Here is a 13,681-nt window from a genome sequence, read left to right as displayed (position 1 = left end):
ATAGTACTGCTCTTGTTCCGATCATTTTGTTATCACCCTTGTAAGTCTCTCTGGACTTAATTAAAAGGTTCTTAAGAAGCTGCTTCATTTGATTTAGTTTCAGTTTCAAACATATCTTCCTTCACAGGTTCTCTGCCAGGAAGAATTAGATTCAGTAATACACCGATAATGGCTGCAAGCGCCATTCCTTGAATTTGGAAGTCGTCGCTAATCTTGATGAATGCTCCACCTATTCCAATTACAAGTATAACAGAAGAAATCATCAGATTGCGGTTATTTCCAAAATCCACTTTGCTATCAACAAGCATTCTTAAGCCTGATGAAGCGATAATTCCAAACAGGAGAATCGATACTCCGCCCATGACTGGTGTTGGAATGGTTGAAATTAATGCGGTGATTTTCCCGACAAAACCGAAGATCGTGGCAATTACAGCTGCACCTGCTAATACGTAGACACTGTAAACTTTCGTAATCGCTAGAACTCCAATGTTTTCACCGTAAGTGGTTTTTGGCGGTCCGCCAATTAAACCGGAAATCATGGTTGCCATACCGTCTCCTAAAATTGAACGGTGTAAGCCTGGATTTTTTATATAGTCGCGGCCCACCACTTTACTTAGCACAAGCTGATGTCCAATGTGCTCAGATAAGGTGACAATCGCCACGGGTACCATCAATAATATTAATTCCATTGTAACTTTTACTTTATAGTCAACAAACGGGAAGAGAAAATCCGGCATTTCTATCCATTTAGCTTGTTGAACCGGTGAAAAATCCACCACTCCAACTGATAGTGCATAAATGTAGCCAACGACGATTCCGAATAAAATCGGGATTAAGCTGAGCATTCCCTTCATATAAATCGAGCAGATAATAGTTGCTGCTAAAGTGACAAGTGCGATTGAAAAGTGAAGTAAGCTGTATTCTCCCTCAGGATTATTCATTGCCATTCCGACTGCTGTTCCTGATAACGCTAGACCGATGACGATTATAATCGGACCAACTACCACTGGGGGAAGCAAATTCATAATCCAGCGATAGCCTAATTTTTTGATGACGATCGCTACTAGACCATATACAAGTCCGGCTAAAAACGTGCCAATCATCGCAGCTCCAGGACCACCGCTTGCTTTTGCGGCTATAACTGGTGCAATAAATGCAAAGGAAGAACCGAGATACGCAGGTACTTGCCATTTGGTGATAATCAAAAAGGCAAGTGTACCTAAACCACTTGAGATGAGGGCAATCGACGGACTTAATCCGACTAAATATGGAACAAGGATTGTTGCGCCAAACATCGCAAATAGGTGCTGGAGACTAAGTGTTAACCATTTTCCTGGTGTTGGTACTTCGTTGATATCTAATGCTGGTTTACTCATGTTTCATCTCTCTCCTTTATGAAATAACCCTCTCTTGCCTAGGGCAAAAGAGGGTGATAAAGCTTTGGCGAAACACATCGATGTGGTTTGCCCTCCCCCCTTTTGCCAGCCTCTCTGGACTGCACTTAAAAGGGTTATTTATTTGTCATAAATGCTTACTTGATCAATCTCATCTACTTCCGTTAATTCAACTACTATTTTTTCTGAACTCGATGTCGGTATATTTTTCCCAACATAGTCCGCTCTTATCGGCAGTTCGCGATGACCTCTATCTACCAATACTGCCAGCTGTACTGCAGCTGGTCTGCCAAGGTCAATCACTGCATCAATCGCCGCTCTGACTGTTCTTCCTGTAAATAATACATCATCTACTAAAATCACGACTTGATTATTGATATCAATCGGAATGTTATTACCTTTTACCAGTGGTTCCTGATCTGTCGTAATCTTGGTTAAATCATCACGATACAGTGTAATATCAATTTCTCCGACTGGTACCTTCGTACCCTCGATTTGTTCAATTCTTGCACTTAACCGGTCCGCTAAATAAATCCCTCTTGTGCGAATTCCGACTAAGACACAATTTTTGATACCTTTGTTTTTTTCAATAATTTCATGGGCTATTCGTGTAAGTGCGCGCCTTATTGCTTGTTCATCTAAAACAATTGCTTTCTGGCTCATGGTGATCCTCCCCCCAAAAAAATTGAAACAAAAAACCCTCTCACCGATATAGCGAGAGGGTGTGCGTACACAAAGTTAGCTCTTGAGGATTACAAAAATCCCCCAAAAGATATCCGTTTCCTTCTCAGCCTCACGGGACTGTATTAAAGGTTCCTATTAACTATTGTTATCTTAAGATAATCGTCGATTTTTGTCAACGATTATTTCGAAGCTGTTCCAATAAGGACACAAATTCAGATGGAAGCGGTGCTTCAAATTGCAAAAATTCATTCGTACGCGGATGTTCAAAGCCTAGTATCCCCGCATGAAGTGCCTGACCATTAATGTCGAGCGTCTTTTTCGGTCCATACTTTGGATCTCCAACAAGCGGGTAACCGATGTACTTCATATGAACGCGAATTTGATGGGTTCTTCCTGTCTCAAGTTGGCACTCAATCAGTGTATACTCACCAAGCCGCTCGATTACTTGAAAGTGTGTGACGGCATTTTTACCATTATCAACAACCGTCATACTCTGGCGATCTTTAGGATCTCTGCCAACTGGTGCATCAACGGTTCCATAATCATGAGGAATATTGCCATGGACAATCGCCATATATTTTCTAACGACCGTTTTGTTTACCAATTGATTAACGAGACTTTCATGGGCCATATCGTTTTTGGCCACCATCAATAAACCTGATGTATCTTTATCAATTCTATGCACAATCCCCGGGCGAAGAACTCCATTTATTCCCGACAGGTCTTTGCAATGGGCCATCAAACCATTCACTAGTGTTCCACTTAAGTGTCCTGGAGCAGGATGAACAACCATCCCTTTAGGCTTATTGACCACTAGCACATCAGAATCTTCATAATAAATGTCAAGATCCATTTCTTCAGCTTCGACATCCAAATTTTCTGGTTCAGGAATATTAATCGTTAATTCATCAGCAATATGGCATTTGTAATTCGTCTTAACTCCGGCACCATTGACCAGAACATGTCCATCTTTAATCCACTGTTGAACCTGAGTCCGTGACCATTCTGGGTTTAATCCTGAAATCACCTTATCAATTCGGTCATTTTTTTGTTCCTCACTTACGGTATATGTTAAGCTATCCATTCATTTGCTCCTTTAGTTCTCTTTTGTTCGCTTCATCTGTCTTTCTTCCAATAGCATTTGAATCATGAGTAATATAACCCCAATGACCAATGCTGAATCAGCGATATTAAATACCGGGAAGTCATATTCAAATATATACGTGTTGATAAAGTCGACTACTTCTTTGCGTGCAACACGGTCGATAAAGTTACCAATTGCACCACCTAGCATTAACGCAAGTGAAATACCCGTAAGTCTATTTTTATTTTTAATAACCTTTTGAATGTAAACAATTATTCCGATTATCACAATCACTGTTATTATATAAAAAAACCACATTTGACCTTGTAATATTCCCCAGGCTGCCCCACGATTTCGATGCGAGGTGATATAAAGATACTGATCGATTATCGTGATACTCTCTCCAAGCTCAAGATTTTTCACAATTAACCACTTTGTAAATTGATCAAGCAAAATCACAAAAAACGCAATTATGTAATAAAACACAAAGGTAACCCCCAACTTTAGACAAATATATACCTTTGCATTTTAGCATACTCCAGACGAAAACGATATTTTTTTCAAATTGTGTTAAACGGTTTTCGAAAAAAGCTGTTGATGCTGTCAATATCCTTGATTGTTTTGATGGTTGGCATCATTCTCAGAACCTCAAGGGGGATCATCTCCCCTGAAATTTCACACTTACCAAATTCACCAGTTTTAATTTTATTCATGGCGGTTTCAATGTCCGCTAGCTCTTCTTTTAATATCGCCTGAATTTGTGGCGAGCCATTTTGACTTGTCATTCTGGTTAATAATTCATCACTTGTTTTACGGAGTTCGGAATAAAGCTGTGCCATGTTCGCTTCCATATCAATCCCTCCGATTAGCTCATTTGCTTTTATTATGGCTTTTTTGGAGGACTGAACGCATTTAAACTATTGTCAAATGCCACAAAGATTAGCGGAAGTGGAAAACGGTGGATATGTCGTGGTGTACAGTTCCAACCGCCCCTCCCCTCGTTTTGTTACCAATACACCTATCGTTTGCAAAACAAATGGCTCTATTGTAAAAGAATGTTGTGTTTTGGGTGAAGATGGTTGGATACAATAATTAGCGGACATTGAATCCTTTATTTGTGCTAATAACAGTATTTTCGAGATGTAACCGGACATTGAATCCTCTATTTGCCCTAATCACTGTCTAACTTTCAAGATTTTGGCTAAATAAGGTATCTGATGTCCGCAAATCTTTCAAATCAAGGATTTTACTGCAAATAAGGTACTCTGTGTCCGCTAGAAACAGAAGAATAATAAGCAACGGTCATTTATCCTGTGGTTATCCTAATCATGTTCAAAGTGTTTTACCTTGAACGCTAAAAAGCTACATTCTATTCGAAAACAACCAAACAAATAAAAAGAGGCTAACCAAAATTTCGGTTAGCCTCTCACTCATCAAAAATCAAGCTTAATAATTTTCTTTTACGACAGTTGCACAGCGTGGGCAAAGGGTTGGATGCTCTGTATCCTGACCAACCTCAGTTGTGACAATCCAACAGCGTTCACAAGTTTCGCCTTCAGCCTTTGTCACGACAATTGCTGCGTTGTCTAGCTTCACCGCATTTTCAGGGGCATCACCGTAAGTACCGGCAACCTCAAATCCAGACACGATGAAGAGCTGCGTGAGATTCTCATCAATCGAATCGAGCAATTCTCTTGTTGCATCGTTAACATAAAGCGTTACCTTTGCTGTTAAGGATTTTCCGATTACCTTTTCATTACGAGCCTCTTCCAATGCCTTCAGTACATCATCGCGAAGCTTCATAAACAATGACCATTTTTCCTCAAGCGCAGCAGCGTTTGGAAGCTCCTGATACTCAGGTAGATCAGTTAACTGAACACTTTCTTCTTTCGCAGTTGGAATATAGCCCCATACCTCATCAGCAGTATGAGGAAGAATTGGAGTTACTAGCTTCACCAATGCGATTAAGCTTTCATGTAAAACAGTTTGAATCGAGCGACGCTCTCGATTATCAGTTGATTCAATATAAAGTACGTCTTTTGCAAAATCTAAATAGAATGAGCTCAAATCTAATGTACAGAAATTATTAACTGCATGGTAGATTGTCGCAAATTCATAATTTTCATATGACTCACGAACGGATTTAATCACTTTGTTAAGTTTGACCAGCATAAATTGATCCACTTCACGAAGTTGGTCGAAAGCAACTGCATCAGTCTCCGCATTAAAATCAGCAAGATTTCCAAGCAAGAAACGGAATGTATTACGGATCTTACGATACACTTCAGCAACCTGTTTCAAAATCGCATCAGACACACGAACATCCGCTTGATAATCTACTGAAGCTACCCATAGACGAAGGATGTCAGCACCTAATTGCTGCATAACCTTTGCAGGGACAACAACGTTACCGATAGATTTACTCATTTTTCTACCTTCACCATCAAGTGCAAAGCCGTGGCTTAATACTCCTTTATATGGAGCTTTGCCAGTTACAGCAACACCTGTTGATAAGGAAGAGTTAAACCAGCCGCGGTATTGGTCTGAGCCTTCTAAATACAGATCTGCTGGACGCTGCAAGTCTTCGCGCTCTTCCAATACAGCTTGGTGAGACGAACCAGAATCGAACCAAACATCCATGATATCCGTTTCTTTCGTAAATTCACCATTCGGGCTGCCAGGATGTGTAAATCCTTCAGGAAGTAAGTCTTTTGCTTCACGCTCAAACCAAATATTTGAACCATTTTCACGGAATAACATAGATACATGAGCAATCGTTTCATCGGTAATAATCGCTTCACCATTTTCTGCATAGAAGACCGGAATTGGCACACCCCATGCACGCTGACGAGAGATACACCAATCACCACGGTCACGTACCATGTTAAATAAACGAGTTTCGCCCCACTCTGGAACCCATTTCGTTTCTTTAACTGCTTCAAGAAGTTCATTACGGAAATCCTTAATGGAAGCAAACCACTGTGCAGTTGCCCGGAAAATAACTGGCTTTTTCGTTCTCCAATCATGTGGATAGGAGTGTGTAATAAATGAAAGCTTCAATAATGCCCCATTTTCCTCAAGCTTTTCAGTGATCGGCTTATTTGCATTTTCATAAAATAACCCTTCAAACCCTGGCGCTTCATGAGTCATATGCCCCTTATCATCAACAGGATTCAATACATCTAGGCCGTATTTTTGACCAACGTGGAAGTCGTCTTCCCCGTGACCAGGTGCAGTGTGAACGCAGCCAGTACCGGCATCGGTTGTTACGTGTTCACCAAGCATAACAAGAGATTCACGACCGTAGATTGGATGTAATGCTACGATGTATTCTAACTCGCTACCTTGAACTTTTTTAACAACAGTTGGGTTTTCCCAGCCGATTTCGTTCGTAACTGCCTCAAGTAATGCTTCAGCTACTACATATTTATTACCTTCAACTTCAACCACCACGTATGTTAACTCAGGGTGAACAGAGATACCGAGGTTGGCTGGAATGGTCCATGGAGTTGTTGTCCAGATGATGATTTTCGTATCGCTATCTAAAACACCTTTACCGTCTTTTACGTTAAACGCTACATAAATAGATGCTGAGCGTTTGTCTTGATACTCAATTTCCGCTTCAGCCAAGGCTGATTCACTGGATGGAGACCAATAAACAGGCTTAAGACCTTTGTAAATATAGCCCTTCTTCGCCATTTCGCCAAACACTTTAATTTGTTGTGCTTCGTATTCAGGCTTTAAGGTGATGTATGGATTATCCCAATCACCTCGAACACCGAGACGCTTAAATTGTTCACGTTGGTTTTCGATTTGCTCATAAGCATATTGCTCACATAGCTTACGGAACTCAGCAACGCTCATTTCCTTCCGCTTTACGCCTTTGTTTGTTAATGCCTGTTCAATCGGTAAACCGTGCGTATCCCAGCCTGGAACATAAGGAGCTTGGAAGCCACTCATTGATTTGTAACGGACGATAAAATCTTTAAGGATTTTGTTTAAGGCATGGCCCATGTGGATATCGCCGTTTGCATATGGAGGTCCGTCATGCAAAACAAACATTGGTCTTCCCTTTGTTCGTTCCTGAACCTTTTTATAGATGTCGATTTCTGCCCATTTTGCTTGCATGTCCGGCTCGCGTTTCGGAAGGTTTCCGCGCATTGGAAACTCCGTTTGCGGCATTAATAATGTATCTTTATACTCCATTTCTTTTCCTCCTATGGAATTTATTTCGATATTTAAGGTTGTTTTCCGCTCCAATCAACTTTAAAACAAATAAAAAAACCTTCTCGTCCCTCAAAGAAAGGGACGAGAAGGTTTTTGATTCCCGCGGTACCACCCTAATTGACAGCGTAATACGTTTGCTGTCCACTAGTTATTCGTAACGTGAATGTACGCCATAGCTTACTTAGACTATAAAAATAGCTTTCAACTTGGAACTCAAGGGTGATTTTTCGAATTTTCAACTTTCCCGGGCTTGCACCGTCCCCGGTTCGCTATTAAAAGTTTATGAAAAAACGTACTGTCCCTATCATCGTCAATAAATATTAAGATTCTTTTGTGATGACATTATATGCGATTTGACTTTATTTAGTCAAGTTATTCTAGCTTCAGTGGCTAGGAGCTCGGGGTCATAAGCCACTGAAGCTTTATCTTAAGCCAAAGAATCTTCTTCAGAAGCAGCCTTCAATTCTGCTGCGTCTAATTCATATTGTAATAAATGATCCCAATCATCATTGTTTAATAAATCCAACTGAGCTTCAATCAGCATTTTAAAACGAGTGCGGAAAACTTTAGATTGTTTTTTCAAATCCTCTATTTCCAAGGCAATTTTTCTTGCCTTTGTTAATGACTCGTTAACGATGCGATCGGCATTTTTTTCAGCCTCTTTAATAATTAGCTTAGCTTCTTTTTGAGCATTACGTCTCACTTCTTCGCCAGCTTCCTGCGCAATCACAATCGATTTATTTAAGGTCTCTTCGATACTTGAAAAATGACCTAGCCTTTCAGTTTGGTCTTTTAATCTTTCTTCTAATTCCTTCTTTTCGCGGATTAATAATTCATAATCTTTGATGACTTGGTCAAGGAATTCGTTTACTTCATCTTCATCATAGCCTCGAAATCCCTTGCTGAATTCTTTATTGTGTATATCTAACGGTGTTAACGGCATAACGCCACCTCCAAATCAAGACTCGTATGTATATTCAAATATTCGACAGTACCCTTTATAATCCTTCTTAAACATCTAAATTTATTTTTGTAGTTTCGCTAAAATTCGCCATTTGTCCTTTTTTGTCTTACCCTCTATCGCAGCTATCTTAACCCGTCCGTAGCCTCGCACCGACAAAGTATCTCCTTCGCCACATTCAAACGAAACAGATTCTATCACGGTCCAGTTTACTTTGACTAAGCCTTGACCAATTAACAATTGTGCTTTTTGCCGAGAAATTGGATAGATTGACGAAATGATTGTATCTAGGCGCATGGACGAACTTGTAACAGAATGATCCTGCCAAGAATCAGCAACAGTGATTGCTTGATCTAAAGGCAATTCCTGCAAACGGATTTGAGCTCTACCAATCGATTTTAATTCCATTTCGATAAAATCGCTTATTTCTTTTGTTACAAAAAATTGAACAGTATCTCCATGAAACAAAATATCGCCATACTTGCCCCGTTTTAAACCTAACGACATTAACGACCCTAGTACCTGGCGATGTTCAATCGTGACAAATTTTACAGGATAGTCAATCTCATATAGCACCACTTTGAAATCATCATGAGCAGCATGAAAGTAATCAGGCGCAAGAATACCACGCTTTCGTTCATTATTTTCTGCTCCTCCAAAGAATGATACTGTAACATCACCATGTTCACCAATAATCGTTTTGATAATTTGTTGTTCTCGCGGATCTAAAAAGTCAGTTAGCTTCGGGGCATAGGTAGTCTCAACATAGTCCTTCCAATCGACAACTTGATCAATGAATTCCCGTTCTTCCGGTCGAAAATGCTGATAAATATTCATGAAAGCACCCTTTTTTCTTACATATAAGTTGATCTCCGTTCCAATCAACTATTTCATTTTTCCGCCTCAAAAACGAGAAAAAAGGCTCTACTCAAAAGTGGAGAGCCTTTTTCATTAGGCTAGCCAAGCAAATAGTTGATATAATCCGCTTGTTGCAAAGCGAAGCACTAGAATTGCTACGATTGGTGAAATATCGATCATCCCAAGCGGCGGTATAATCCGGCGGAATGGTTCTAGATACGGTTCACAAATATTTGTTAAAAACCTTCCAATCCCAGTATCGCGCGCATTTGGGAACCATGACATTAAAATATAAATAATTAGCGCCCATGAATATATCTGAATAATTTGTCCAAGTACATCAACAACAAAACCCATTCATTCATCACCTCATATTGTGAAAGTCATTATCTTGAAGAAATTCGGTAATATTTCCAGAAACCTCTACATTATCCGGAGTACACAGAAAAATTTCAGCACCAATTTTTGAAATCTCGCCGCCAATTGCATAAACAGTGCCGCTTAAAAAATCAACAATTTGTCTAGCATGATTGGAATCACTTCGTTGAAGATTAACAACAACAGAGCGACGATTTTTTAAATGATCGGCAATTTCCTGTGCTTCTGCGTAAACACGAGGTTCACACAAGATAAGCTTAGAAGATTTCTGAACACTTTGCAGACTGACAACATTTTGCTTGGAAACGGATTGGGACTGGTGCTTTATTTCGCGTCTTGGCTCCTGAATTTCAGTTTGCTCAACCTCTTCGTAATCATAATCCTCATCATCTAAGAAAAAGAATGTTTTAAGTTTTGACTTAATGCTCATCTTAGTTCACCTCCTCGGTTTCATTTCCCACTAATGCAGTGCCGATTCGAACGATAGTCGCACCTTCTTCAACAGCAATTTCATAATCATTTGACATCCCCATCGAAAGCTCCTGGCACGGAGCGTTATCGAGGTTCAATTCGATAATCGCTTCTTTTAGCTTTCGTAAATTCCGAAAACAGTTGCGTAATATGATTTCATCATCAGTATTCGGTGCCATCGTCATTAGACCAGCTACAACAACACGAGGATATTCCTTTAGTGACTTAACAAACTCAATCGCCTCATTTGGAGTAAGTCCGTGCTTTGATTGTTCCCCGGAGGTGTTAACCTGCACAAAACAATTGATTGGCTTGGTCGCTCGTTTGTCTATTTCGGCAGCTAGTGACAGCCGATCAAGAGAATGAATATAGTCGACCTTATCAATCACGTTTTTTACTTTTCGCGTTTGCAAGGTACCGATAAAATGCCAGATAGGCTTGTCCTCGAGGACAGCCCACTTATGAAGCAAGCCTTCATCCCGATTTTCCCCTAAATGTGTCACACCAGCTTCCAATGCCTCTTGAGCTCGCTTTATACTAACATATTTAGTTACGGCAATAATTTTAATATCAGATGGCTTTCGGCCTGATTTTTCACACGCTGAGGTTATCTTTTGCTGGATTTCATGTAAATTTGCTGAAACGTTCATCTCAAACGCTAGTCCTCCTTCCAGCCAATAAAACTTATCATTCTTCCTGTTTTCCCGCCATCCTTGCGATGCGAGAAAAAGGCATCCCAATGACAACTTGTACAAAATTTAGTCTGTTTTATCTTATCTGCGTGTACACCAGCACTTATTAATAATAATTGGTTCACTTCACGCAAGTTTAGTTGATATTGATTGTCTCCTATTAAATTATACGGCTTTTCTTCGACAGCTTCTAGCTTATTTTGCAAATGGGCAATGACAGGCTCATCAACGATATAACAATTCCCACAAATCGAAGGCCCAATTACAACCTCAACCTCATCTGGATTGATCCATTCATTGGTTTGGAGCATTGAGATCATATCTATTGCAATGCCAGCTACTGTTCCTTTCCAACCAGCGTGAGCCACTCCAATCACTCGCTGTTTCGGGGCAAAAAAATATAGCGGAACACAATCTGCATAGGCAAGTGTTAATAAGATACCCGATTCCGTTGTATAAAAGCCATCTGTTTTTTTAAAAGCATCATCATAGGCAAGTGCCCCTTTGCCACAGTCAGCCTTTGTCACCTTGCGGATATTTGTTTCATGGGTCTGTTCTGCACAAACCCACTGCTGCAGTGGAAAATTAATTTGCGCAGCCAAACTTGACCGATTTTCACATACTTTCTCGGGGTTGTCGCCAACATGAAAACCAAAATTCAACGAAGCAAACGGGGCTGTACTAACTCCCCCATGCTTCGTTGTAAAACCCGCGACTAAATCCGGATGTGCTTTTGTCCATTCTTCTATTTCAAAAAAAGATGTTCCTTTTAAAATAAAAGGTTCCATGAATTAACCCCTCATAACATTTTACTTTAGTGTACCACATTGACGTAATTGCTCCCAGCAAAAAAGCGTTTACTTTAGCTCTGTTTCAAGATATTGACTGCTACGAGCATCTTGATAACGAACTAAAATAACATCTTCACCAATTTTAATGATATTCTTCCAAGGGATCACAATTTGATCATCCTTACCGAATATACCGAGCACTTTGCCTGTTCCACCAATCACAACGGCATCTATTTTTCCAGTGTTCAGATTAATATCAATGTCGCCGATATTGCCAAGCCTTTTCCCATCAAACACATTCACAACATCTTTAATTTGAAAATCTGATATTTTGACCATTCTGTTCACCTCACAGTGCTTCTTTTAGATTATATGTCTTCGAATCAGCAAAAATAAATAAAAATACGAAAAGCTGCCGATATTGGCAGCTTTAATGTTGGATGTTTTTATTCATTTGTTTAATTGCCGCTTTTTCTAAACGAGATACTTGCGCTTGGGAGATTCCAATTTCCTCGGCAACTTCCATTTGCGTTTTTCCTTGAAAAAACCGTTTTCGCAAAATTAATTTCTCTCGTTCATTCAAGCGTCTCATGCCTTCCTTTAAGGCAATCTCTTCTATCCATTGAGTGTCTTTATTTTTCTCATCGCTTAGTTGATCCATCACATAAATCGGATCGCCGCCATCATTATAGATTGGCTCAAATAATGAGACAGGGTCTTGAATTGCATCTAAAGCAAAAACAATTTCTTCATGTGGTACTTCTAACACCTTGGCAATTTCCTCAGCTGTTGGCTCACGGGAGGTTTCACTCATCAGTCTCTCCCTGACTTGCAGGGCCTTATAGGCAATATCCCGAAGCGAGCGAGACACCCGGATCGGATTATTATCCCTTAAGTACCTGCGTATTTCGCCAATAATCATCGGAACAGCGTAGGTAGAAAACTTCACGTTTTGACTTAAATCAAAATTATCGATTGATTTCATAAGACCAATACATCCGACTTGAAACAAGTCATCAACAAACTCGCCTCGATTGTTAAAACGTTGAATAACACTTAGTACTAATCTTAAATTGCCATTCACGAGTTTTTCACGAGCTGTAATATCGCCCTTATGCATTTGCTTGAAGAGTTCTCTCATTTCCTCATTTTTTAAAACTGGAAGCTTTGATGTGTCAACCCCGCAAATTTCAACTTTGTTTCGAGTCAATCCATTCCCTCCTCACAGGAGTTGCTGTACAAAAAACAGTATCTCCGCAAGAAGGAAAAATATGCACAAGCCATTTAGACGCAAATCTCGAAAAAAACGGAAAATCCTTGAAAAATTAGGAATGATTGGCCCGAAAAAATATTTTTTTAATATAGAAATTCAATCAAGAACCTGGCTATTTTTATTTAAACCATTTTATTGAATTCTTTACGAAGTCGTTTAATAATGCGCTTTTCTAATCTAGATATATATGACTGTGAAATCCCCAGCATATCCGCGACATCCTTCTGTGTTTTTTCCTCACCGCTACCTAAGCCAAAGCGCAGCTCCATAATTTGTTTTTCGCGATCTGATAGTTGATGAAGCGCCTTCAGTAGCAATTTTCGATCAACATTCGCTTCTAAATCCTTAGTGATAATATCATCCTCTGTCCCGAGAACATCCGACAGTAAGAGCTCATTCCCGTCCCAATCTATATTGAGTGGCTCATCAAATGAAACTTCAGAGCGGATTTTATTATTTCGTCTTAGATACATTAATATTTCATTCTCAATGCACCGGGAGGCATATGTAGCCAGTTTGATTTTCTTTTCCGGATTAAAGGTATTAACTGCCTTAATTAAACCGATTGTACCGATACTGATTAAGTCTTCAATATTGATTCCGGTATTTTCAAACTTCCTGGCGATATAAACGACAAGGCGTAAATTCCGCTCAATCAGCATCGACCTTGCTGTTTTATCACCGTTTGGAAGCTTCTTGAGTAATACTTCCTCTTCTTCTTTCGTTAATGGAGGTGGGAGTGCTTCACTTCCGCCAATATAATATACCTCATCGCTTTTGAGTCCAAGTTTCAATAATAATTTATACCAATAGTAGTAAAGGCGTAGTTTGATTCTTTTCATAATTTATCCTCACCTTCTAAATATTC

At 39.7% G+C, this 13,681-nt stretch carries 15 protein-coding genes and 1 other annotated feature; all 15 genes read right to left on the bottom strand.

Translation table 11 applies throughout. The annotated features are described in order from the left end of the window. Nucleotides 1–71: 71 nt before the first annotated feature. Complete coding sequence (locus HHO41_RS03970; RefSeq protein WP_169095715.1) at nt 72–1,376, bottom strand: solute carrier family 23 protein; 1,305 nt, start codon at nt 1,374–1,376, stop codon at nt 72–74. 138 nt (nt 1,377–1,514) lie between these two features. Continuing rightward, entirely contained in the window at nt 1,515–2,057 is a 543-nt protein-coding gene (gene pyrR, locus HHO41_RS03965) for a bifunctional pyr operon transcriptional regulator/uracil phosphoribosyltransferase PyrR (protein WP_169095713.1), read from the bottom strand. Between the two features lie 193 nt (nt 2,058–2,250). Beyond that, nucleotides 2,251–3,162, bottom strand: coding sequence for an RluA family pseudouridine synthase (locus tag HHO41_RS03960; protein WP_169095711.1), 912 nt, complete (start codon nt 3,160–3,162; stop codon nt 2,251–2,253). Between the two features lie 12 nt (nt 3,163–3,174). Then, nucleotides 3,175–3,648 carry a signal peptidase II gene (lspA, locus tag HHO41_RS03955; protein ID WP_169095709.1) on the bottom strand — a complete coding sequence of 158 codons (474 nt, stop codon included), beginning with the start codon at nt 3,646–3,648 and terminating at the stop codon, nt 3,175–3,177. Nucleotides 3,649–3,722: 74 nt separating this feature from the next. Further along, nucleotides 3,723–4,013 (bottom strand): hypothetical protein, encoded by a 291-nt coding sequence (locus HHO41_RS03950; RefSeq protein WP_169095707.1) that lies wholly within the window; start codon nt 4,011–4,013, stop codon nt 3,723–3,725. 595 nt (nt 4,014–4,608) lie between these two features. Further along, nucleotides 4,609–7,368 carry an isoleucine--tRNA ligase gene (gene ileS, locus HHO41_RS03945; RefSeq protein ID WP_169095705.1) on the bottom strand — a complete coding sequence of 920 codons (2,760 nt, stop codon included), beginning with the start codon at nt 7,366–7,368 and terminating at the stop codon, nt 4,609–4,611. 95 nt (nt 7,369–7,463) lie between these two features. Continuing rightward, nucleotides 7,464–7,706: a binding site (T-box leader), on the bottom strand. A 110-nt stretch (nt 7,707–7,816) separates the two neighbouring features. Continuing rightward, the gene (locus HHO41_RS03940; RefSeq protein WP_169095703.1) at nt 7,817–8,332 is read right to left on the bottom strand and encodes a DivIVA domain-containing protein; all 516 of its coding nucleotides are present in this window, start codon (nt 8,330–8,332) and stop codon (nt 7,817–7,819) included. Nucleotides 8,333–8,413: 81 nt separating this feature from the next. Then, nucleotides 8,414–9,187: a YlmH family RNA-binding protein gene (locus HHO41_RS03935; protein ID WP_169095701.1), complete on the bottom strand. Its 774-nt coding sequence runs from the start codon at nt 9,185–9,187 to the stop codon at nt 8,414–8,416. A gap of 114 nt (nt 9,188–9,301) precedes the next feature. Then, entirely contained in the window at nt 9,302–9,565 is a 264-nt protein-coding gene (locus HHO41_RS03930; RefSeq protein ID WP_169095699.1) for a YggT family protein, read from the bottom strand. 7 nt (nt 9,566–9,572) lie between these two features. Further along, nucleotides 9,573–10,016: a cell division protein SepF gene (locus HHO41_RS03925; protein ID WP_169095697.1), complete on the bottom strand. Its 444-nt coding sequence runs from the start codon at nt 10,014–10,016 to the stop codon at nt 9,573–9,575. Between the two features lies 1 nt (nt 10,017). Continuing rightward, nucleotides 10,018–10,707 carry a YggS family pyridoxal phosphate-dependent enzyme gene (locus HHO41_RS03920; protein WP_169095695.1) on the bottom strand — a complete coding sequence of 230 codons (690 nt, stop codon included), beginning with the start codon at nt 10,705–10,707 and terminating at the stop codon, nt 10,018–10,020. 8 nt (nt 10,708–10,715) lie between these two features. Further along, the gene (gene pgeF / locus HHO41_RS03915) at nt 10,716–11,537 is read right to left on the bottom strand and encodes a peptidoglycan editing factor PgeF (RefSeq protein ID WP_169095693.1); all 822 of its coding nucleotides are present in this window, start codon (nt 11,535–11,537) and stop codon (nt 10,716–10,718) included. A 69-nt stretch (nt 11,538–11,606) separates the two neighbouring features. Continuing rightward, nucleotides 11,607–11,879 carry a YlmC/YmxH family sporulation protein gene (locus HHO41_RS03910; protein WP_169095691.1) on the bottom strand — a complete coding sequence of 91 codons (273 nt, stop codon included), beginning with the start codon at nt 11,877–11,879 and terminating at the stop codon, nt 11,607–11,609. A gap of 91 nt (nt 11,880–11,970) precedes the next feature. Then, entirely contained in the window at nt 11,971–12,750 is a 780-nt protein-coding gene (sigG, locus tag HHO41_RS03905) for an RNA polymerase sporulation sigma factor SigG (protein WP_147531959.1), read from the bottom strand. 185 nt (nt 12,751–12,935) lie between these two features. Next, the gene (sigE, locus tag HHO41_RS03900; protein WP_169095689.1) at nt 12,936–13,655 is read right to left on the bottom strand and encodes an RNA polymerase sporulation sigma factor SigE; all 720 of its coding nucleotides are present in this window, start codon (nt 13,653–13,655) and stop codon (nt 12,936–12,938) included. Nucleotides 13,656–13,681: the final 26 nt, after the last annotated feature.

This window comes from Bacillus sp. DNRA2 (assembly GCF_012843265.1).
In the GTDB taxonomy this organism is placed as follows: domain Bacteria; phylum Bacillota; class Bacilli; order Bacillales; family Cytobacillaceae; genus Bacillus_BU.
Note: the sequence above shows the minus strand (reverse complement) of the source record. Positions and strands in the feature narration are given on the sequence as shown.

Bases quoted from the DNA above. Each gene is read 5' to 3' on its own strand.
- pgeF (WP_169095693.1), bottom strand. From the start codon at position 11,537: ATGGAACCTTTTATTTTAAAAGGAACATCTTTTTTTGAAATAGAAGAA.
- HHO41_RS03920 (WP_169095695.1), bottom strand. From the start codon at position 10,707: ATGAACGTTTCAGCAAATTTACATGAAATCCAGCAAAAGATAACCTCA.
- HHO41_RS03935 (WP_169095701.1), bottom strand. From the start codon at position 9,187: ATGAATATTTATCAGCATTTTCGACCGGAAGAACGGGAATTCATTGAT.
- sigE (WP_169095689.1), bottom strand. From the start codon at position 13,655: ATGAAAAGAATCAAACTACGCCTTTACTACTATTGGTATAAATTATTA.
- ileS (WP_169095705.1), bottom strand. From the start codon at position 7,368: ATGGAGTATAAAGATACATTATTAATGCCGCAAACGGAGTTTCCAATG.
- HHO41_RS03950 (WP_169095707.1), bottom strand. From the start codon at position 4,013: ATGGAAGCGAACATGGCACAGCTTTATTCCGAACTCCGTAAAACAAGT.
- HHO41_RS03910 (WP_169095691.1), bottom strand. From the start codon at position 11,879: ATGGTCAAAATATCAGATTTTCAAATTAAAGATGTTGTGAATGTGTTT.
- HHO41_RS03960 (WP_169095711.1), bottom strand. From the start codon at position 3,162: ATGGATAGCTTAACATATACCGTAAGTGAGGAACAAAAAAATGACCGA.
- HHO41_RS03930 (WP_169095699.1), bottom strand. From the start codon at position 9,565: ATGGGTTTTGTTGTTGATGTACTTGGACAAATTATTCAGATATATTCA.
- HHO41_RS03970 (WP_169095715.1), bottom strand. From the start codon at position 1,376: ATGAGTAAACCAGCATTAGATATCAACGAAGTACCAACACCAGGAAAA.
- HHO41_RS03940 (WP_169095703.1), bottom strand. From the start codon at position 8,332: ATGCCGTTAACACCGTTAGATATACACAATAAAGAATTCAGCAAGGGA.
- pyrR (WP_169095713.1), bottom strand. From the start codon at position 2,057: ATGAGCCAGAAAGCAATTGTTTTAGATGAACAAGCAATAAGGCGCGCA.
- HHO41_RS03925 (WP_169095697.1), bottom strand. From the start codon at position 10,016: ATGAGCATTAAGTCAAAACTTAAAACATTCTTTTTCTTAGATGATGAG.